Source organism: uncultured Marinobacter sp. (assembly GCF_947259545.1).
Lineage (GTDB): Bacteria > Pseudomonadota > Gammaproteobacteria > Pseudomonadales > Oleiphilaceae > Marinobacter.
In genome coordinates, this window is record NZ_CAMYMK010000008.1 from 187,807 (window position 1) to 208,379 (window position 20,573).

17 protein-coding genes are annotated in these 20,573 nt (G+C 57.5%); 15 read left to right on the top strand and 2 right to left on the bottom strand.

Features of this window, described 5'->3' with window-relative positions:
- Positions 1–17: 17 nt before the first annotated feature.
- Complete coding sequence (gene nadB, locus Q0Y21_RS12560; RefSeq protein ID WP_297795944.1) at positions 18–1,622, bottom strand: L-aspartate oxidase; 1,605 nt, start codon at positions 1,620–1,622, stop codon at positions 18–20.
- Positions 1,623–1,824: 202 nt separating this feature from the next.
- Between nadB and rpoE the strand changes: the two genes are divergently transcribed.
- From rpoE to pdxJ, 13 genes are all read left to right on the top strand, one after another.
- Positions 1,825–2,442, top strand: a complete 618-nt coding sequence (gene rpoE / locus Q0Y21_RS12565) for an RNA polymerase sigma factor RpoE (protein ID WP_297797144.1) — start codon at positions 1,825–1,827, stop codon at positions 2,440–2,442.
- A 15-nt stretch (positions 2,443–2,457) separates the two neighbouring features.
- Positions 2,458–3,024 carry a sigma-E factor negative regulatory protein gene (locus tag Q0Y21_RS12570; protein ID WP_297795947.1) on the top strand — a complete coding sequence of 189 codons (567 nt, stop codon included), beginning with the start codon at positions 2,458–2,460 and terminating at the stop codon, positions 3,022–3,024.
- A 21-nt stretch (positions 3,025–3,045) separates the two neighbouring features.
- Positions 3,046–4,095, top strand: coding sequence for a MucB/RseB C-terminal domain-containing protein (locus tag Q0Y21_RS12575; RefSeq protein WP_297795950.1), 1,050 nt, complete (start codon positions 3,046–3,048; stop codon positions 4,093–4,095).
- Positions 4,092–4,556, top strand: a complete 465-nt coding sequence (locus Q0Y21_RS12580; RefSeq protein WP_297795953.1) for a SoxR reducing system RseC family protein — start codon at positions 4,092–4,094, stop codon at positions 4,554–4,556. Before Q0Y21_RS12575 ends, Q0Y21_RS12580 begins: the two co-directional genes overlap by 4 nt.
- 146 nt (positions 4,557–4,702) lie before the next feature.
- Complete coding sequence (locus tag Q0Y21_RS12585; RefSeq protein WP_297797148.1) at positions 4,703–6,094, top strand: DegQ family serine endoprotease; 1,392 nt, start codon at positions 4,703–4,705, stop codon at positions 6,092–6,094.
- Between the two features lie 108 nt (positions 6,095–6,202).
- Positions 6,203–8,929, top strand: a complete 2,727-nt coding sequence (locus Q0Y21_RS12590) for an EAL domain-containing protein (RefSeq protein WP_297795956.1) — start codon at positions 6,203–6,205, stop codon at positions 8,927–8,929.
- A gap of 104 nt (positions 8,930–9,033) precedes the next feature.
- Positions 9,034–10,836 (top strand): translation elongation factor 4, encoded by a 1,803-nt coding sequence (gene lepA / locus Q0Y21_RS12595; RefSeq protein ID WP_297795958.1) that lies wholly within the window; start codon positions 9,034–9,036, stop codon positions 10,834–10,836.
- 11 nt (positions 10,837–10,847) lie between these two features.
- Positions 10,848–11,636 carry a signal peptidase I gene (gene lepB / locus Q0Y21_RS12600; protein ID WP_297795961.1) on the top strand — a complete coding sequence of 263 codons (789 nt, stop codon included), beginning with the start codon at positions 10,848–10,850 and terminating at the stop codon, positions 11,634–11,636.
- A 21-nt stretch (positions 11,637–11,657) separates the two neighbouring features.
- Complete coding sequence (locus Q0Y21_RS12605; RefSeq protein ID WP_297795964.1) at positions 11,658–12,047, top strand: DUF4845 domain-containing protein; 390 nt, start codon at positions 11,658–11,660, stop codon at positions 12,045–12,047.
- The gene (gene rnc, locus Q0Y21_RS12610; protein WP_297795966.1) at positions 12,044–12,733 is read left to right on the top strand and encodes a ribonuclease III; all 690 of its coding nucleotides are present in this window, start codon (positions 12,044–12,046) and stop codon (positions 12,731–12,733) included. The genes Q0Y21_RS12605 and rnc overlap by 4 nt, the downstream gene beginning before the upstream one ends.
- On the top strand, positions 12,733–13,650 hold the full coding sequence (gene era, locus Q0Y21_RS12615; protein WP_297795969.1) for a GTPase Era: 918 nt from the start codon (positions 12,733–12,735) through the stop codon (positions 13,648–13,650). The genes rnc and era overlap by 1 nt, the downstream gene beginning before the upstream one ends.
- A 7-nt stretch (positions 13,651–13,657) precedes the next feature.
- Complete coding sequence (gene recO, locus Q0Y21_RS12620; RefSeq protein WP_297795972.1) at positions 13,658–14,386, top strand: DNA repair protein RecO; 729 nt, start codon at positions 13,658–13,660, stop codon at positions 14,384–14,386.
- Entirely contained in the window at positions 14,376–15,116 is a 741-nt protein-coding gene (gene pdxJ / locus Q0Y21_RS12625) for a pyridoxine 5'-phosphate synthase (protein ID WP_297795974.1), read from the top strand. Before recO ends, pdxJ begins: the two co-directional genes overlap by 11 nt.
- 6 nt (positions 15,117–15,122) lie before the next feature.
- Here pdxJ and Q0Y21_RS12630 read toward each other — a convergent pair whose 3' ends face one another.
- On the bottom strand, positions 15,123–18,017 hold the full coding sequence (locus Q0Y21_RS12630; RefSeq protein WP_297795977.1) for an ATP-binding protein: 2,895 nt from the start codon (positions 18,015–18,017) through the stop codon (positions 15,123–15,125).
- Between the two features lie 261 nt (positions 18,018–18,278).
- On the opposite strand from Q0Y21_RS12630, the gene cysM reads away from it, so the two are divergent.
- Both cysM and rlmD read left to right on the top strand, forming a co-directional pair.
- Positions 18,279–19,172, top strand: a complete 894-nt coding sequence (gene cysM, locus Q0Y21_RS12635; protein ID WP_297795980.1) for a cysteine synthase CysM — start codon at positions 18,279–18,281, stop codon at positions 19,170–19,172.
- Positions 19,173–19,193: 21 nt separating this feature from the next.
- The gene (gene rlmD, locus Q0Y21_RS12640) at positions 19,194–20,534 is read left to right on the top strand and encodes a 23S rRNA (uracil(1939)-C(5))-methyltransferase RlmD (RefSeq protein WP_297795982.1); all 1,341 of its coding nucleotides are present in this window, start codon (positions 19,194–19,196) and stop codon (positions 20,532–20,534) included.
- Positions 20,535–20,573: the final 39 nt, after the last annotated feature.

Genomic DNA, 20,573 nt, shown 5'->3' on the forward strand with positions numbered 1-20,573 from the left:
TCCGCTGGTCGCGTGTGTCAGGGTGATAGGGTTCTGTATGTTGTGGGAAACAGCACCGTGTCCCGCGGTTCGTTGAGTAACCCGGGGTAATCCAGAGTGTAATGGAGGCCACGACTCTCTTTGCGCTGCAGCGCCGAGCAGATGATCAGGTCCGATACAGTGACCAGATTACGCAGCTCGAGCAAGTCGTTGGTGACCCGGTAGTTGCTGTAGAACTCACCTATTTCCCGGGATAGCAAATCAACGCGGTGCTTGGCCCGTTGCAAGCGCTTGGTGGTCCTGACAATGCCTACGTAATCCCACATGAAGTGGCGCAGTTCGTCCCAGTTGTGGGAGATTACCACGTCTTCGTCAGAATCCCGTACCTGACTTTCATCCCAGTCAGGCACCGGAGGCGGTGGCGGGATTTGTGCCTCCCGTCGCGCAATGTCTTCAGCGGCTGCGCGACCATAGACCAGGCACTCCAGCAGGGAGTTGCTGGCCATACGATTGGCGCCATGCAAACCGGTAAAGGCTGCCTCCCCAACGACATAAAGCTGGTTTATGTCGGTGCGGGCCCGTTTATCACTGACGATACCGCCGCAGGTGTAGTGTGCCGCTGGCACCACAGGGATAGGTTGTTCGGTAATGTCGATGCCGAATTCCAGGCACTTTTCGTAAATCGTCGGGAAGTGGTGCCTGACGAAATCAGCTGGTTTGTCGCTGATGTCCAGGTACAGGTGATCGGCACCCAGGCGTTTCATTTCATGGTCAATGGCACGGGCCACGATGTCCCTGGGCGCCAGTTCGCCGCGCTTGTCGAAACGGTCCATGAAACGGCTACCATCCGGGAGCTTGAGTACGCCGCCTTCGCCCCGCACCGCTTCGGTGATCAGAAAGGATTTGGCGTGGGGGTGGTAAAGACACGTCGGATGGAACTGATTGAATTCCATGTTGGCAACCCGGCACCCTGCGCGCCAGGCCATCGCGATGCCGTCGCCGGATGCGCCGTCCGGATTGGTGGTGTAGCGATAGGCTTTGCTGGCACCACCGGTGGCGATCACGGTAAAGCGGGCCCGGACCAGCTCAACGTGGTTATCCTCGAGGTTGAGAACGTAGGCGCCGACGCAACGATTGCCTGGTAGTGACAGTTTGCGGTTGGTGATCAGGTCTACGGCCACCCGGCCGGATATCAGGGTAATGTTGGGGCGTGCCTGAGCCTGGGACGCCAGGGTGGTGGAAACCGCGTGCCCGGTGGCATCCGCTGCGTGAATGATGCGTCGATGACTGTGGCCACCCTCACGGGTCAGGTGATACTGGGCGTCTTCGTCACGAGTGAAATCCACCCCCGAGTCTATCAGCCAGTTGATGCTTTCTTTGCCATGCTCTACGGTGAACCGCACGGCGTCCTCATGACACAGGCCGCCGCCGGCATTCAGCGTATCCTGGATGTGGTTTTCCAGTGAGTCGTTGTCATCCAGCACCGCGGCAATGCCGCCCTGTGCCCAGAGCGTCGCCCCGCTACTGATGTCGGCTTTGCTCACGACACAGACATTCAGGTGTTCCGGCAGGTTGAGGGCAACGGTCAGTCCGGCAGCGCCGCTGCCGATAATCAGGACATCGTATTCGTGAGATTGTGGCATTGGGTCGTTATCGCGGGCCATAATGTGGATGTGTATTGAACTAAACTTTACGCTTGCTGTCTATTTGCCCTGACGCGGACAGGCCTGAAAGGGCCGATACCCGCATTTATTTCGGACGCCGGACAGCATCATGACGACGCAAACCAAATCGAGGCAGGCAGGCCCGTTGGCCATTGATTATGAACGTCCTGGCAATCCGTCCATGACTCCGGATACTGATCAATACAAGGGGGAGATCCCCGACAGCCAGACCGATCTCCAACTCGTACGCAAAGTGCGTAATGGTGACCGGGCGGCGTTTGACCTGCTTGTGGTCAAGTATCAGTCCCGGGTGGCCTCTATCATCAGTCGGTATGTTTACGACAGCCAGGAAGTGCTGGACCTGACCCAGGAGACCTTTGTGAAGGCCTTCCGGGCGATGGATCGCTTTCGTGGTGACAGTGCATTTTATACGTGGCTGTACCGCATTGCCGTAAACACGGCAAAGAACTTTCTCGAGTCGCGTGGGCGCCGTCCTCAGGGCAGCGCCGACGTGACCGAAGCTGAGAATTTCGAGGATGGATCCAGGCTCCGGGATAACGCATCGCCGGAGAAGCTGCTCCAGCGGGAGCAACTGCAACAGGAGCTTGGCCGGGCGATATCCAACCTTCCCGAGGAACTCCGCTCGGCTTTTTTGCTCAGAGAATATGATGGCCTGAGTTATGAGGATATCGCACGCATACTGGAGTGTCCCATTGGCACCGTCCGGTCCCGAATTTTCAGAGCCCGGGATGCTGTAGATCGACAGCTCGGGCCGTTGCTTAATAATTCCCTGACGTGAATGAGGTTGCATCCCATGGATGATCGTCTCAGAGAAACACTGTCGGCCATGATGGATGACGAAGCGGATGAGCTCTCAGTCCGACGGCTGTTGTCCCATGGCGAGCAGAGCGATGTGCGCTCCCAGTGGCAGCGTTGGCAACAGGTGAGGGATGTTATGCACCAGCGCCAGGTCCTGGAGGACGTGATTGATGTCAGTGTTGGTGTGAGGCGTGTAATTGAAAGCGGTGAAACCACCGGTTTCGAAAACAGGACGGTGGAAATAAGGCCTTCGCGGAGCTGGCACTGGCCGGCGGCTGCCATGGTGAGCCTGGCGCTCATAGTGGGGTTTGGTGTCGGTGCTGGCTGGGACTCTTCAGAGCCTGAAGCGCAGGTTGCTGGCGGGCTCAGTACCGGAGCGCCTGAAATCTCGGATACTGTAGATAACAAGGTACAGGAAGTAGCCCTGCAAGGTCTGGATGAGGAGCAGTGGGAACATTTGAGTCGATACCTGCTGGAGCATGCCCAACACAATAGCGTTGGGGCTGGTCGGGGATCCGTTGGCTATGCCCGGTTGGTCACTGCATCTACGCCGTCTTACTAGTATTCAGGAGTGAAAGGGTTGATGTTGAATTGGCTGGCAGTCACCCGGAATTCGGGGGTTCACAGGTTCTTCTATCTGCTGGTCGCGGCCTTCTGTCTGTCCTGGCCTGCTGCTGTCATCAGTGAAGAGTCTGCCATCCCTGCCGGGAACGCCCCCCAATCCGCAGAGCAATGGCTCGCTCGTCTGGGACCGGCCCTCAACATGACGTCCTATCGCGGCGTGTTCGTGTATGCCCGTGGTGATCAGGTCAGTTCCCTGCAAATTGCCCATCGGTACCGTGATGGTGTCGTCGAAGAGCGCTTGGTGCTTCAGGATGGTGGTGGTGGTGAGATCGTGCGTAAGGGCATGCGGGTGGTCTGCGTGTTGCCCGACCAGGGGCGGGTCCAGCTGGATCAGGTGATTCCTTCCGGGCCCTTCGCCGAGGCCTTTTCAAGTCAGCTTATGCCGGTGATCCGCTGGTACAGTCCCGAGTTGATGGGGGAAGACAGGGTGGCCGGCTATAAGGTTGTCAAAATCGCGCTCAAGGCCCGGGATGAACATCGTTACAGTCACCGTCTATGGCTTGAAAAGTCGACCGGGCTGCTGGTGAAAAGTCATGTCAGGTCTGATACCGACGAGGTGTTGGAGCATTTCCAGTTTACCAGCCTGGAAATTACAGATCGCCTGCCAGACAGTGAATTTGAAGTGCAGTCCCAGGGAAAAGAACTCGAGCGTACGCTTGGTGATCCGCCCCAACCTTCACAACAACCAAGGATGGACGGCTGGGTACTGGGCTGGCAACCTGAAGGCTTTATGCCTGCTGCTGCACCCCGTTCCGGAAAGGGACAGGCGGTAGCATTTTCAGATGGTCTGGCGGCCTTCTCCGTTTTTGTCGAGCCGGCCGGGCGGATTTCCATGCCGACGGGGGCGTCCCGGATTGGTGCCACGACCGTATATATCAGCCAGCTTAATGTGGGAGGGCGGGCCTATATGGTGACCGTCGTCGGCGAGGTGCCCCCAGCCACAGCTAAAAAAGTTGCAGAATCCGTGGAGGTAGACAATGCCAGGGCGTATGAGACGGCCAGACGATGATTACTGAAAACGGCAGGGTTGTGGCGATTGATGGGGACCGGGCCTGGGTTCAGACCATACGCAACAGCGCCTGTCAGAGTTGTGCCGCCCGACATGGATGCGGCCAGCGTGCGTTGGCTGGGGCGACGGGTGGTCGTGCCAACCAGGTTTTGGTGACCAACGAGCTGGCAGCGCGGGTGGGTGACGAGGTGACGCTGGCGATTGATGAGGCCGCCCTGTTGCGGGCATCCCTGCTGGTCTATGCGGTGCCACTGTTATTGATGGTGGCTGGGGCCGTATTGGGGCACCGGGCTGGTGGCCAGGATCTTGTTGCCATCGCTGGCGCGCTGACCGGTCTGATGGGGGGCTTTGCGATGGTTCGCTGGTTACAGCGCCGATCCGCTCACCGTTACGAGCCCCGGCTGATCCGGATTGTTCCCGCCACCGACGGGAATGTGTCTGCAAACCCTACCGTTTTTTAAGTTGAAAATCGCTGTTCTGACCTCAGAATGCATATAAAGCTCTGATAAACAGGGGGTTCTACATGTTAATGACTAACCGGAAGTACAGAACGCTGGTTTCGACCTCCGGTGGCTCGTCCACGGCTAAGGTATTCGTTCTGTGCCTGATGGTGTTCTTATTCTGGGCCCAGGGGGCCAATGCGCGCAGCCTTCCAGATTTCACGGAACTGGTGGAGGATAACTCGAACGCTGTGGTCAATATCAGTACCACCAGCAAGCCAACCCGTGGTGGTGGCGGTTATCCGGGGGCGCCGTTTGATGAGCGCCAGCTGGAGCAGTTACCGGAATTCTTTCAGGAGTTTTTCCGGGGGCCGCAATCCCCTTACGGTAACAGTCCCCGCCGCTCACAGCCCCGCCGGTCCATGGGGTCCGGATTTATTGTCTCGAAAGACGGCTATGTGCTGACCAATAACCATGTTGTCGAAGGGGCCGATGAGATTGTCGTGCGTCTGAGTGACCGCCGTGAGTTGCAGGCGACCCTTGTGGGCACGGACCCCCGCTCGGATATGGCGGTGCTCAAGATTGAAAACGGTGATGACCTGCCGGTCGTCAAGATTGGTCGCTCCCGGGATCTGGCAGTGGGTGAGTGGGTGCTGGCCATCGGTTCCCCCTTTGGTTTTGACTATACCGTGACCGCTGGCATCGTCAGTGCCCTTGGTCGGTCGCTGCCTTCCGAAAACTACGTACCGTTTATCCAGACTGATGTGGCCATTAATCCGGGGAATTCCGGCGGACCGCTGTTCAACCTCGATGGCGAAGTGGTTGGTATCAATTCCCAGATATACACTCGTTCCGGCGGGTTCATGGGCGTTTCTTTCGCCATTCCCATCGATGACGCCATGAACGTATTCAATCAGATACGCGATAAGGGCTTCGTTGCCCGTGGCTGGCTGGGCGTATTGATTCAGGAGGTGAATCGTGATCTGGCTGAATCGTTCGGGCTGAAGCGTCCCAGGGGCGCGCTGATTGCCGAAGTAATGGCCGGATCGCCGGCTGAGGATGCCGGGTTGGAAACGGGTGATATCGTGCTCGAATATGACGGGGAGAGTGTCGAGCTGTCGTCGGATCTGCCGCCGATGGTGGGACGTACCCCCGTGGGTGAAACCGCAACGCTGACGGTGCTCCGCGAAGGCCGGGAAGTTGAGCTGGAAGTGGAAATCGGCAAGCTTCCGGAACCGGGAAGCGAGCAGGCGGCGTTACCCGGCACAGATCAGGGTGGTCCATCCTCGGCGCCCCTGGGACTGACAGTTGAACCTCTGCCTGCCGAGCTCGCCGATTCGATGGATCTGCAAGCCGGTGTTCTGGTTGCCAATGTTGGCCGGGGGCCTGCACTGAACGCAGGTATTCGTCCGAGGGATGTGATCACCGAGCTACATCGCCAACCGGTGCGGACCGTTGAGGAGTTCCGTGATGTTGTATCTTCCCTGCCGGATGATCGTGCCGTGTCTGTGCGAGTTGTACGCCAGGGGCGGGCCATATATCTCGTAATGAAACCCTGATTCAGGGATTATCCGGAGCCCCGGGTGCTCTTCAGGGACATATCCCGGGGCTTTTGTTACACTATAGGAAATAAACAAGAACGTCGGCCATGGATCGGACCTGCCCGCATGATGAACAAAAAGGAACTTCCCCTCAGGACACTTCTCACCTTCCGTAATGCCTGGGTTGCCTGGCTTTTGCTTGCGGCTTCTATCGCTATCACTTTGTTACTTTGGCAGCTTTCGATTCATCTGGTCGAAGATCGCACTGAGGCCCGTTTTCGAACACAGTCGCTTCAGCTCAAAACCGCCATTGAAGAACGGCTGCTGAATCATGAGCAGGTTCTGGCCGGAAGTGCCGGCCTGTTTGCGGTTGCCGGCAGGGTGAGCCGTGACGAATGGCGGGAATATGTGGACAAAGTCGACATTAATCGTTACTACCCAGGTATTCAGGGAATCGGTTATGTGCAGCGTATCGGTGTACGGGATATGGCAGACCACATCTCGTCGGTTCGCGCTGAAGGTGTTCATAACTACCTGGTGACACCTCTGGGATCGGGGCCGGATTACTATCCAATGGTATATCTTGAGCCTGGCACCGATCGAAATCGCAGGGCGCTGGGATACGACGCTTTCAGCGATCCCATTCACCGCCGGGCGATGGAAGAAGCCCGTGATGGGGCAAAGCCAACAGTCACCGGGAAAGTGATCCTGATTCAGGAAGAGGTTGCGGAAGACCAGGCCAGCTTTCTGATGTATTACCCGGTCTACCAGGGTGGAGAAGTTCCGGATCTGCGTGTGGAGCGCAGAATGATGCTGGCAGGCTACGTGTTCAGTGCGTTTCGTATGAATAACCTGCTCGACGGTATCGTCGGCCTGATCTCGCCTTTCCTCGACGTGCGTATCTATGACGGCGATCAGGTCTCCCGAGACACACTGATGTATGGTTCCAATCTGGGGTCACTGGACAACGACTTCAGCTTTGAGATGAGCCAGACCATTCGCCATGGCGGCAGGGACTGGTTGTTGCAGACCCGCTCGACCCCCGCCTTTGATTTCCTGGCTTCCGATCCCCGGCCACCGATTGTGCTGGGCGCTGGCATTGTTATCAGCTTCCTGCTGTTCCTGTTCGCCCTCACGCTGATCCGCTCCCGTATTCTGGCGCAGGTGGGCGCGGGCCGCTATCGTGCGATTACCGAGGGTGCGGCCAACGTCACCCTGGTGCTCAGCGGCGGGGGCAAGCCTCAATACGCAAGCCCGTCGAGTAAGGACATACTGGGTTTTGATCCCGAAAAACTGCAGGAGCTGGATTTTGAGTCGATTGTCCATGGCGATGACTGGCCCCAGTTAGTGGCGGGTTTTGAAGAATCCGTTGGCGCTCCGGGTAAGCAGATGCCGGTTATCCGGGCGCGGATCCGTGACGCTGCCGGTCAGTGGCGGGACATGGAGGGAACCTACACCGCGATGATGAATGTGCCGGGTGTAAACGGCGTGGTATTGAGCTTGCGGGATCTGACCCAGTTGAAGGAGGCCCAGTCAGAGTTGCACCGCCTGGCATTCTACGATCCGCTGACCGGCCTGGCCAACCGTCAGTTATTCCGTGACCGACTGAATCACGTGGTTCGCCGCAGTCGTCGCAGCGGTGAGCCGGCGGCGTTGATGTTTCTGGATCTCGACGGGTTCAAGCGGATCAACGACACCCTTGGCCACGATTCCGGTGATGAACTGCTGAAGCGGGTTGCCCAGTGGCTTACGGGGTGTGTGCGTGAGGAAGATTCCGTTGCCCGTCTGGGTGGGGATGAGTTCGTGGTGTTGCTGTCGCGTATCAGTGGCCCGGATGCCGCCGGCAAGGTGGCTGAGACCATCCTGCGACGACTGTGTCAGCGAATCCGTCTGAATGAGCACGAAGTGGGGATCACGGTCAGTATCGGTATTACCATGATTCCGCACGACAGTGAGGAGTCCGGCACTTTGATGAAGTACGCCGATCTTGCTATGTACCGTGCCAAGGAAATGGGCAGGAATACCTACCAGTTCTTTACCCCGGCGATGAATATCCAGGCGGCTCGTCGCCTGTTGCAGCAGGAGGAGCTGGCGGCAGCCCTGGACGGTGACCGTTTCGTGCTGCATTACCAACCCAAGGTGGATCTGGAAACCGAACGGGTTATCGGCGTTGAAGCATTCCTGCGTTGGCACCATCCGGAGAAAGGGCTGGTGTCGGCCCAGCAGTTTATCGGGCTTGCCGAAGAGACCGGTCTGATCGTGCGTTTGGGCGAGCTGGCCCTGCGACAGGCTTGTATCCAGGTCCAGGCCCTTGAGCGGGCCGGGTTCGAGTCCCTGAAGATGGCGGTCAATCTCTCGGTGCGCCAGCTGACCGACTCCGGATTCCTGGATATGGTGCGACAGGTGATCACCGAAACCGGGGTGTCACCGGAGCGCCTTGAGCTGGAAATGCCGGCCGAATTGCTTAATGAAGACCCCCGCATGTTGCGGGATTTGCTCGTTTCCCTCCACGATCTGGGCGTCTGCCTGATTCTCGACGATTTCGGTACGGGGGCCTGTTCGCTGGTCGCACTCCAGCAGCTGCCGTTGAATGTTATCAAGATCGATCACCGGTTTATTCGCGATATTCCATACAATGTCAGCGCTACTGACGTGGCGTCCGCTGTGATTGCTCTGGCCAGAAAACTGCACCTGACCGTTGTGGCCGAAGGTGTGGAAACCCCGCAGCAGCTCAACTTCCTGAAAACCGCCGGGTGCGCGCAGTGTCAGGGCAATCTGTTCAGTTACCCGCTGGACGAGGATGCCCTGATTGGCTTCCTGATTCGGCAGTATGAGCGGCCGCTTATTTCCTGAGCATGGCAATGGCGGCGAGTAACCGGTAAAATCACGCCGTTCCCGGACTGCGGTAGCGGCCCCTCCGGGCTCAATCCTTCGTCTTATATGAGTATTCATTGTCTGTGACTGAACTGAGCCGAATCCGTAACTTTTCCATCATCGCCCACATCGACCATGGTAAATCCACACTCGCGGACCGTTTTATCCAGGTTTGCGGTGGCCTGACCGACCGTGAAATGGCCGAACAGGTCCTGGACTCCATGGACCTTGAGCGTGAGCGCGGGATTACCATCAAGGCCCAGAGCGTCACGCTCAACTACCAGGCCCGGGATGGTCAGGAATACAAGCTGAATTTTATCGACACCCCGGGGCACGTGGACTTCTCCTACGAGGTGTCGCGATCCCTGTACGCCTGTGAAGGGGCCCTGCTGGTGGTGGACGCCGGTCAGGGCGTGGAAGCCCAATCCGTGGCGAACTGTTATACCGCCATAGAGCAGGGCCTGGAAGTCGTACCGGTCCTCAATAAAATGGACCTGCCCCAGGCAGAGCCGGAGCGTGTGGCCGCCGAGATTGAGGATATTATCGGTATTGAGGCTTCCGATGCCGTGCGCTGCAGTGCCAAGAGCGGAATGGGGGTAGAGGACGTCCTGGAAGATCTGATCCGGAAGATACCGCCCCCCAAAGGTGATCGGAGCGCGCCTTTGCAGGCACTGATCATCGATTCCTGGTTTGATAACTATCTTGGGGTTGTTTCCCTGGTGCGGGTCACCGAGGGTACCCTGAAAAAGGGCGACAAGATCGTCATCAAGTCCACGGGCAAGGCCTGGAACGCGGACAAGGTGGGCATTTTCAACCCCAAGCCGAAGGATACCAATATTCTCGAGGCCGGTGATGTGGGCTTCATGGTTGCGGGCATCAAGGACATCCATGGTGCACCGGTGGGGGATACCATCGTGCACCAGAAATTCTTCCAGGAAACGCCCATGCTGCCGGGGTTCAAGAAGGTGAAGCCCCAGGTGTATGCCGGTCTGTTCCCGGTCAGTGCGGATGATTATGACGATTTCCGTGATGCGCTGGAGAAGCTGACGCTGAACGATGCCTCGCTGTTTTTCGAACCGGAAAACTCCGATGCCTTGGGCTTCGGGTTCCGATGCGGGTTCCTCGGCATGCTCCACATGGAAATCATTCAGGAGCGGCTGGAACGGGAATACGACATAGACCTTATTACCACCGCCCCGACGGTCATCTATGAGGTGCTTACCAAGCAGAATGAGACCCTGTCGGTAGACAACCCATCACGGCTTCCGGATGTTGGATCCATAGAGGAGATGCGTGAGCCGATTGTCGAGGCCAATATCCTGGTGCCTCAGGAACATCTCGGTAATGTCATCGCCCTGTGCGAGGAGAAGCGGGGTGTTCAGAAACATATGCACTTCATGTCGACCCAGGTGCAGCTCACCTATGAGCTGCCCATGGCGGAAGTGGTAATGGATTTCTTTGATCGCATCAAGTCCGCGAGCCGCGGTTTTGCGTCCCTGGACTATCACTTCATCCGTTTCCAGCCGGCCAACCTGGTGCGTCTGGACGTGTTGATTAATGGGGAGCGGGTGGACGCCCTTGCGTTGATCGTCCATAAGGATCAGGCCCACTACAAGGGTCGGCAACTGATTGAGAAGATGAAGGAGCTGATCCCGCGCCAGATGTTTGATATTGCCATTCAGGCGGCCATCGGCACTCACGTGGTGTCGCGGGTCACGGTGAAGGCACTGCGCAAGAACGTGACCGCCAAGTGTTACGGTGGTGACGTGAGCCGCAAGAAGAAACTGCTGCAAAAGCAAAAAGAAGGTAAAAAGCGCATGAAGCAACTGGGCAACGTTGAGGTGCCTCAGGAAGCGTTCCTTGCCGTATTGAAAGTGGACAAATAAAAGGCACCTGAATGGATATTGATTTTCCCCTGGTCCTGGTTGTATTGACGTTCGCGACCGGTCTTATCTGGCTGGCAGACAGATTGTTTCTCCGTAAACGCAGAATGGCCGGTGTGTCAGCCAGTGACAGCTCACAGGACAGTGAGGCTGAAGCTCCCAAAGAGCCTTACCTGGTTGACCTGAGCCGCTCCTTCTTTCCTGTGTTGGCGATTGTCCTTGTGCTACGTTCCTTCCTGGTGGAACCCTTCCAGATACCTTCCGGGTCCATGCTGCCCACACTGGAAGTCGGTGATTTTATCCTGGTGAACAAGTATGCCTATGGTCTGCGCCTGCCCGTAGCCGGCACGAAGATACTTGAGGTCGATGACCCGGAGCGCGGTGACGTGATGGTCTTCCGCTACCCCGAGGATGGACAGACCAACTACATCAAGCGGGTGGTCGGATTGCCCGGTGATCATATTCGCTACCGCAACAAGGAACTGTTTATTAATGGCGACAAGGTGGACTCCCGGTTCGTGGCACGGCTGCCACCGATGGAACTTCGTCGTGAGACGCTGGGTGAGACCGAACACGACCTTTTCCTGACCCTGGGGCGCCCTGGCGGCTCTGGTGAAGGGGAATGGACAGTCCCTGAGGGGCATTATTTTGTGATGGGTGACAATCGTGACAACAGTAACGACAGCCGTTACTGGGGCACAGTGCCCGACGAGCTGATCGTGGGCAAGGCGTTTGCCATATGGATGCACTGGAAATCGCTTACCAGTCTGCCATCCTTTGATCGTGTCGGCAGCATTGACTAATTCTCAAGGAGTGCAGTTCAGATGAAGAAGAATAAATTCTCCTCAATGGGGCGTCAGGGTGGTGCTTCGGCCCTCACCATGCTGGTGATGGTGCTGTTTTTTGGCAGCCTGCTGACACTGGTGATAAAGCTGGGACCGGCCTATCTGGATGACGTAACCATCCAGGAAGCTGTGGAAAGCCTGGAAGGCACGGAAGGCCTTTCCTCCATGGGGCCTCCCCAGATTCGCAGTTTGATCAATAAAAGGTTGATTGTGAACAATGTTCGCGGTTTTGACGAAAAGCAGATCAGCGTTGAGAAAAATGGTGAACTTGTGGTGATCAAGGTGGACTACGAGGTGCGTAGCAATCTGTTTCGCAACGTGGACGCCGTTATCCATTTCCAACATGAATACGAGATGCAGGGCAAGTGAGTTCGCAACCGGATCTGGACCAGCTACAGCGCCGAATTGGGTATCAGTTCAAGGCGCCGGAGCGCTTGCTGCTGGCGCTCACTCATCGCAGTTATGGTAATCAGAACAATGAGCGGCTGGAGTTCCTCGGGGATTCCATCGTTAACATGGTGATAGCCGAGCATCTTTATCTGCAGTTCGAAAAAGCCCGGGAAGGCCAGTTGAGCCGTTTGCGCGCCCGTATGGTCAAGGGTGTAACCCTGGCAGAGATCGGCCGTGAGTTTGAATTGGGAAAGTATCTCCGATTGGGTTCCGGCGAGTTGAAAAGCGGGGGATTCCGCCGGGAATCGATTCTCGCCGATGCCGTGGAGTCCATCATCGGCGCGATATATCTTGATAGTGATTTTGATACCTGTCGGCAGCAGGTGCTGCGTTGGTTTGAGCAGCGCCTGAAGAATCTGGATCTCCAGGACACCCAGAAAGATCCGAAAACCCGGCTCCAGGAATACCTGCAGTCCCGCCAGTTCCCTCTGCCGATGTACGATGTCATCTCGGTGGATGGCGAAGCCCATGCACAGACTTTCCATGTTTCCTGCGCTTTGCCGTCTTTGGGTCGTAAAACGACCGGTGTCGGCAGCAGTCGTCGTATTGCCGAGCAGCAGGCCGCCCGTAATGCCCTGAAGCAACTGGGCGTGGAGAACGATTAATGAATGATATTACCCGTCCGGACGACCCCGAAAGCCGCTGTGGTTTTGTTGCCATTGTTGGCCGACCAAACGTGGGCAAGTCCACGCTGTTGAATCATATCCTTGGCCAGAAGCTGAGCATAACCTCCCGCAAGCCCCAGACCACGCGCCACCAGGTGCTGGGTATCAAGACCATGGGGCCGGTGCAGGCGATCTATGTCGATACCCCGGGCATGCACGAGGAAGAACCCAGGGCACTGAACCGCTACATGAACAAGGCGGCGACATCGGCTCTGATAGATGTCGATGTGGTGGTGTTTGTGGTTGACCAGATGGCATGGACCACGGCCGACGAGCTGGTGCTTGAAAAACTCTCCAGACTCAAATGTCCGGTGATCCTCGCGGTCAACAAGGTCGACAAGATCGAAAAGCGTGAAGCGTTGTTGCCGCATTTGGACATGCTGTCGAAGAAGCGGGAGTTTACCGAGATCATTCCGCTGTCCGCCCTCAAGGAGATGAATCTGCAGCCACTGGAAGAAGCCGTTGGCCGCTACCTTCCGCAGAGCGTGCATTTCTATCCGGATGACCAGGTAACCGACCGCAGTGAGCGGTTCATGGCCGCCGAAATGGTCCGGGAGAAAATTACCCGGCAACTGGGTGCGGAACTGCCGTATTCCGTTGCTGTCGAGATCGAAGAATTTCGTCGTGATGGCAAGACTCTGCATATATCCGCGCTTATTCTGGTGGAGCGGGAAGGTCAGAAGAAAATCATCATTGGCGATAAGGGTGAGCGCATGCGCCGCATCGGCCAGGAAGCGCGCACAGACATGGAGAGACTGTTTGACAGTAAGGTCATGCTCCGCCTGTGGGTCAAGGTCAAGCGGGGCTGGGCTGACAGCGACCGGGCCCTTAAGAGCCTGGGCATGAACGATTTCTGAGAACGCTATGGCCGGCTCAGTGCAGGAGGAACCGGCGTATGTCCTCCATCGTCGTCCCTGGCGGGAAACCAGTCTGCAGGTCGACGTGTTCACGCTGAACGCAGGTCGAGTATCGTTGATTGCTCGTGGTGCCAACAGCGCCAAAAGTCCGCTCAAGGCCCAGCTGCAGCCATTCCAGCCCCTGATGCTGGACTGGATCGGGCGCGGTAATCTGAAAACCCTGATCCAGACTGACGTCCGTAGCGGGCCGTCACTCAGTCGCACGACAGCTCTTTACAGTGGGCTCTACATCAACGAGTTGCTGCAGCGAGTTCTGCCGGCGGCAGATCCTCATCCTTCCCTGTTTGCCGCCTACATTCAGGTGATCACCGAACTCTCGGAAACGGACGATGTTGAGCCGGTGTTGCGTCGGTTCGAATGTTCATTTGCTGAGGCGCTGGGGTACCGTTTTGCCTGGGACATCGCGACGGATTCCGGAGCTGGGGTCGAGGCGGGTCGGAGCTACTGCTATGATCCGGAACGGGGCATTTTGCTACGCCCGGACGAGAATGTACGGTTGAGAAATCTGTCGGGAGACACGCTGATGGCCCTGGCGGCCGGGGATCTGGAGTCACCGGATTGTCGTCGTACAGCCAAACGGGTCATGCGAGTGTTGGTAGACTACCTGTTACAGGGCAAGCCGCTGCACAGCAGAAGCCTTTTCAGTCATGGTCGGAGAGAACCGAATGAATCCTAGAGTGTTACTTGGTGTGAATATTGATCACGTGGCAACCCTCCGTCAGGCCCGGGGCACCCGTTATCCGGATCCGGTGCAGGCGGCCCTGATGGCCGAGGAGGCTGGTGCCGACGGCATTACCATTCATCCCCGTGAGGATCGCCGTCACATTCAGGATCGCGACGTGCTGATGCTCAAGGAGACCCTGCAGACAAAAATGAATCTGGAAATGGCTGTGACCGACGCCATGCTGGCATTTGCGGAACAGGTCCGGCCGGAGTGCGTGTGCCTTGTGCCGGAAAAGCGGGAGGAGCTCACCACTGAGGGTGGACTGGACGTCGACGGTCAGGAGACCAGAGTGGCCAAAGCCTGTGAGCGTCTGGCGAAAATCGGTGCCGAGGTATCACTGTTCATTGATCCGGACCCGGTTCAGATCGACGCCGCCGTTCGCTGCGGTGCCCCTGTGGTGGAATTGCATACCGGAGAGTACGCCGAGGCAGACGACCCACAGGCAGTTGAGGCTGCGTTCAAGGTGCTGGCGAATGCCGTGGACTACGCGCGTAAAAAGGGGCTTACCGTAAATGCGGGCCATGGTCTGCATTATCACAATACCGAACGTGTTGCGGCCATTCCCGGTATTAATGAGCTCAACATCGGTCATGCCATTATTGCCCGGGCGGTCTTTACCGGCCTTAAAGAGGCCGTGCGTGACATGAAGTCCATTCTCGAAAGTGCACGCCTGGGCAGTTAAATGTCCTTAGCCCAGGGTGTTCCCGGACCCGGTGGCGCCCGCTTCTGATTGCTGGCGGAACTGCGCCTGCCAGTCGGTCTGGTCGCCCCAAGCCTGCAGCCTCTCGATCGCCGCCAGTAACTGGTCTTTATGATAGGCCATGTCTGATGACGAGCACTTGAGTGCAGTCTCGAACTGGTTTGTCGCCACTCTCAATTCCGGCACGCCGCAGTAGCGGGTTGCCCCGTGCAGCTTATGGACGCAGTCCAGAAGCGAGTCGAGGTCGCCTTCTTTCCAGAAGTTATCAACCTTGTCGGCATCGGACGACAGCTGTTCCAGAAGCATGCTGAACAATTCCTCGGCGAGGTCCGCCTTGCCGGCCGCCAGCTGAATGCTCTCTTCGACGCTGACGCACTGCTGTTGAAGCTTGCGGGTTGATGGCCTCAGGGCCTTGCTGGTATCCCGGATCTCAGGAACCTGGATGCGATGGGGTTGCGGTGAGATCTCGCAGGTATAGCCGGTGTATTCGCGAATCGTTTCAACCAGCTGCCCGCTACTGATCGGTTTGGCAAGATAACCGTCGAATCCCTGACGAGCCAGTCGATCCTGCTCATCAGCGAGGGCGTGGGCCGTGAGCGCAATCACCGGGGTGCGATGGGTCTTGTTGTCCATGGCGCGCAATCGTGCGGTCGTCTCGACACCATCCATGCCTGGCATCTGCAGGTCCATAAAGACCAGGTCAAAGGGATTGTTGCGAGCCTTGCTGATAGCTTCAAAGCCGCTGGAGGCACCTTCCGCGTTGACCTGACAGTCGTTCAGCAAGGTCATGACCAGTTTCAGGTTGGCGTCATTGTCGTCTACTGCCAGCACCCTCGGTACGGCACCTGTCGGTTGCCACACAGGGATGGCCTGGTGCTCTTGCAGCGGTTGTTGCCTGTCGTTTATGCCATGCACCAGTAACAGCAGTTCGTCATACAGGGCATTGCGGCACACAGGCTTGGTAAGGTGCCCGCTGGTCAGTCCTGACAGCGGGGTATCGTGTGTGTCGAGAGTTGGCGTCAGCAGCAGTGTGCGACAGTCGCGTTCCAGTTCCAGGTTGCGTGCCAGGGCGCAATACTGGCTGGAGTTCAGCAGGTGCCGGGTGATACCTATAATGGCGAGGGCATAGCCGGCCTGGCTCCTCTGGGCTTCCTCAACCTGTTCCTGCATGGCGCCGGGGGAGGAGACCACATCCACTGTCATGCCCCACTCTTTCAGCATATGCTCCACCGCAAGGCCGGTGGTCTTCTGGTGCTCCAGGTAAATGACGCGCTCTCCGCGGAGGGTGTCCTGGGGGGCGCAGGCCTCGCCGGAACCGGACAGCTCAGAGGTCAGTGTGAACCAGAATGTCGACCCCTTGCCCAGCTCGCTTTGCAGGCCGATCTTGCCCCCCATTTCTTCTACCAGTCGTTTGGATATGGCCAGGCCGAGTCCGGTCCCACCATACTGGCGAGCGGTAGAGGCATCCGCCTGATTGAAGGCGTTGAACAGGGATTGTTGCTGCGCCCGGGAAAGGCCAACCCCGGAATCGGTGATGCTGATGCGCAGGGTCACCCTGTTGTTTTCCTGGTCCTCGTCTTCGAGGCTGGCACGGAGTACCACTTCACCGGTCTGTGTAAACTTGATGGCGTTGTTGACCAGGTTGGTAATCACCTGCTTGACCCGCAAAGGATCCCCCATGATGTTGTCGGGCACGTCATTGTAGACCAGTGGCACCAGGTCGAGGTTTTTGCCGTGGGCAGCAGGAGCCAGCATTACCATGACATCTTCAACGATGTCCCGGAGCTGGAATGGAACCCGGTCGAGGATCAGTTTGCCAGCTTCGATCTTCGAGAAATCCAGGATGTCGTTGATGATGGTCAGCAGAATTTCCGAGGATTTCCGGATGGTGCTGAGGTGGTCCCGTTGCTGGCGGGGCAGAGGACTCTTCATCAATAGCTCGGTGAAGCCAATGATGCCGTTCAGCGGTGTGCGTATCTCGTGGGACATGTTGGCGAGAAATTCGGATTTGATCCGGCTGGCCTCCAGCGCTTCCTTACGAGCCAGATCCAGCTCGATGTTCTGGATCTCGATGGTTTCCAGGGTTTCCCGCAGATCCTCGGTGGCCTGATCGACATTTTGCTGCATTTCTGCCTGCGCCTTGCTGAGCTCTTCCGCCATGGCGTTGAGACCGGATTCCAGCTGTTCGAATTCCGGACCTGCGGCGGTGTGTACGCGGGTATCCAGCTTGCCTTCCTTGAGCCTGGCCACCGCCTCGTTCAGTTCGAAGACCGGATCGGTAAAGGCGCGACTGAGGCGCATGGCGATGATAAGGCTGAGAATGACGCCACCGAGCACCAAGATCAGTGAGATCAGCAGGGCTTTGTAGGTTTCCTTTTCCGTACGGATATGGGACATCTCAACAGCAGCCCAGCCCAGGGGCTCTTGCACACCGCTGACGGGTTGACCGGAACCCTGATCCAGCATGCTCTCGATCATCAGGTCCTGAAGGAAAACGGGGGTGACAAACAGGGTGCTGTCATCGCGGAAAATGCGCCAGGGGGCCTCTGCGGTGAGGTCATCCGGGGCAATGGCATCGGCGCTTCCGGGCCCGGTGTGCAGCAGTCGCTCGCGCTCGCTATTGAAAAAGGTGATGGAACGCACGTCCTGTTCTTCCAGGAGGGCGTTGGAGAGGCTGTTCAGCAGACTTCGGTTGGCGGTAAACAGGCCATATTCGGACCCTGCCGCCAGTTGTCGCGACAGGGACTGGCCGCGGTCCTGCAGCAGACTTTCAATATTGTTGACCCAGCTGTAGGTAAAGAACAGCCCGAGTAGAATCGTGGTCAGAAGGGTGGGGACCAGCGTCACCACCAGTACTTTCTTGCGAATGCCCCAACGCCGCATATCGTGTTCCTGATGTTATCGTTGCCAGCCAGACAGTCTGGCTTTACTTCCCTGTCAGAATAGATGATCCGGAATCCCGGTGCCGTGTTACCCGCCCGGCTTTGTCCCGGATATAGCCACCGGTCATGGATATAGCGAGAAGCTGTATTGGGAGACGACGGCTATAACGCGTATCATGCGAATCCGAAAGTGTACCACAGGCTATTGTCAGCTTGGTTATCTGGCATGCCGGGAGACGGCAGATTTGAGAAAGGTTCCCATATGAATTTTCCCACCATAGAAGACTATGTCGGGCATACACCGCTGGTGCGTTTGCAGCGCCTGCCAGGCGAGACCAGCAATGTGATTCTCGCCAAGCTCGAGGGCAATAACCCGGCCGGATCGGTCAAGGATCGCCCGGCCGTGAGCATGATTCAGGAAGCGGAACGCAGGGGCGAGATCCATCCGGGGGATACGCTGATCGAGGCTACCAGCGGCAATACCGGTATAGCCCTGGCCATGGCCGCATCCATCAAGGGGTACCGCATGGTACTGATCATGCCGGAGAATATGAGCGAAGAGCGTCGGGCGTCCATGAGGGCCTATGGTGCGGAAATTGTCACGGTGTCGAAAGAAGAGGGCATGGAAACTGCCCGTGACCTGGCTCTGCAAATGGAAGCAGAGGGTAAAGGCAAGGTTCTGGACCAGTTCAGCAATACCGACAACCCGCTGGCCCATTATCGCACCACAGGTCCCGAAATCTGGGAGCAGACTGGTGGACGGGTGACCCACTTTGTCAGTTCCATGGGGACCACCGGTACGATCATGGGCGTGTCCAGGTACCTGAAAGAGCGCAACCCGGATATCCGTATCATTGGACTTCAGCCGAAGGAGGGGGCATCCATACCCGGTATCCGGCGCTGGCCGGAAGCCTATCTTCCGAAAATCTACGAGGCCACCCGTGTCGACCAGGTGCTGGACATCGGCCAGCAGGAAGCGGAAGACACCATGCGGGCCCTGGCCAGCGAGGAAGGTATTTTCTGTGGCGTTTCTTCCGGTGGCTCCATTGCCGCAGCCCTGCAACTGTCGAAGCAGGTTGAAAACGCCGTGATCGTGGCCATTATCTGTGACCGTGGCGACCGTTACCTGTCTACTGGCGTCTTTCCCGGCGCCTGAACCGCAGCAAGAGAATTCAGTATGAGCAGAAGACGCAGGAAGGCGCTTCCGAAAGAGCCTGTCCGTTGTGCAGTTGAAACCCTGAGTCATGATGGCCGGGGCATTGCCCGTCAGGACGGCAAGACTCAGTTCGTAGATGGCGCCTTGCCCGGCGAGACCGTGATGGCGAAAGTCGTGGGTTCCCGTAGCAAGTTTGATGAGCTGCGAACGCTCGAAGTGCTGGAGGCCGCTCCCACGCGGGTGACACCTCCCTGTGAGTATGCGGACCTGTGCGGTGGCTGTAGCCTCCAGCACATGGGCTCCGATGCCCAGATCCAGTTCAAGGAAGACACGCTCCGGGAACATTTTGCCCATTTCGGGGGCATCGAACCCGAAGAATGGGTGGCGCCGATGCTGTCGCCGGAAACGCTGGGCTACCGTCGCAAGGCACGCCTTGGCGTCCGGCATGTCCAGGCCAGGGATTCCGTGCTGGTGGGCTTTCGGGAGAAGCGCAACAGCTTCCTCACTGACATTGATCGCTGTGTGGTTATGGATCCACGGATTGGTGAGCGCATAACTCCGCTGCGAGACATGCTGTACAAGCTGGATGCCTTTAACCGTATTCCCCAGGTGGAAATTGCCTGCGGTGACGATGTCGCGGTTATGGTCTTCCGCAACATGGATACACTCAGTGATTCGGATCGGGCATCGTTAATCGCTTTCGGGCAGGCCCATGATTTGCATATTTACCTGCAGCCCAAGGGGCCAGATACCGTGCATCGTATCTGGCCGGAGGAGGGCGAGGAGCGCCTGAGTTATCGTCTTGACGAATTTGGCCTGACCATGAAGTTTCATCCCATGGACTTTACCCAGGTCAATGCAGGCATCAATGGCACCATGGTACACAGGGCCGTGGAATGGCTGGATGTCCAGCCAGATGAGCGGGTACTAGACCTGTTCTGTGGCCTTGGCAACTTTACTTTGCCGCTGGCACGTAAGGCCGGGCAGGTCGTGGGCGTTGAAGGCGATGACGCCATGGTGGTCCGTGGTCGGGAAAATGCGGAACTCAACGGCCTCAGCAATGTCATGTTCCACGGTGCCGATTTGCAGGCGGATCTCACATCGCAGCCGTGGGCGGCTGAAGGGTTCGACAAGATCCTGATTGATCCGCCCCGGTCGGGCGCCCAGGAAGTGTGTGAATATCTGACAGCGTTTGGGGCCGGGCGCATTGTGTACGTTTCCTGCAACCCCGCTACGTTGGCCAGGGACGCGGGCGTTATGGTGCGCAATGGCTACCGCCTGGTGAAGGCGGGTGTGATGGACATGTTCCCGCATACGACCCATGTGGAGTCCATTGCATTGTTTGAGCGTGACGATCATTGAGAGATTAACCAGCCGGTCAGGGATGGCCGGGTGAATAAC

Coding starts and splice junctions, on each gene's coding strand:
- Q0Y21_RS12605 (WP_297795964.1), top strand. CDS start 11,658: ATGAAGAAGAATAAATTCTCCTCAATGGGGCGTCAGGGTGGTGCTTCG.
- pdxJ (WP_297795974.1), top strand. CDS start 14,376: ATGAATCCTAGAGTGTTACTTGGTGTGAATATTGATCACGTGGCAACC.
- recO (WP_297795972.1), top strand. CDS start 13,658: ATGGCCGGCTCAGTGCAGGAGGAACCGGCGTATGTCCTCCATCGTCGT.
- Q0Y21_RS12590 (WP_297795956.1), top strand. CDS start 6,203: ATGATGAACAAAAAGGAACTTCCCCTCAGGACACTTCTCACCTTCCGT.
- Q0Y21_RS12585 (WP_297797148.1), top strand. CDS start 4,703: ATGGTGTTCTTATTCTGGGCCCAGGGGGCCAATGCGCGCAGCCTTCCA.
- era (WP_297795969.1), top strand. CDS start 12,733: ATGAATGATATTACCCGTCCGGACGACCCCGAAAGCCGCTGTGGTTTT.
- rpoE (WP_297797144.1), top strand. CDS start 1,825: ATGACTCCGGATACTGATCAATACAAGGGGGAGATCCCCGACAGCCAG.
- Q0Y21_RS12580 (WP_297795953.1), top strand. CDS start 4,092: ATGATTACTGAAAACGGCAGGGTTGTGGCGATTGATGGGGACCGGGCC.
- Q0Y21_RS12570 (WP_297795947.1), top strand. CDS start 2,458: ATGGATGATCGTCTCAGAGAAACACTGTCGGCCATGATGGATGACGAA.
- rlmD (WP_297795982.1), top strand. CDS start 19,194: ATGAGCAGAAGACGCAGGAAGGCGCTTCCGAAAGAGCCTGTCCGTTGT.
- Q0Y21_RS12575 (WP_297795950.1), top strand. CDS start 3,046: ATGTTGAATTGGCTGGCAGTCACCCGGAATTCGGGGGTTCACAGGTTC.
- lepB (WP_297795961.1), top strand. CDS start 10,848: ATGGATATTGATTTTCCCCTGGTCCTGGTTGTATTGACGTTCGCGACC.
- cysM (WP_297795980.1), top strand. CDS start 18,279: ATGAATTTTCCCACCATAGAAGACTATGTCGGGCATACACCGCTGGTG.
- Q0Y21_RS12630 (WP_297795977.1), bottom strand. CDS start 18,017: ATGCGGCGTTGGGGCATTCGCAAGAAAGTACTGGTGGTGACGCTGGTC.
- nadB (WP_297795944.1), bottom strand. CDS start 1,622: ATGCCACAATCTCACGAATACGATGTCCTGATTATCGGCAGCGGCGCT.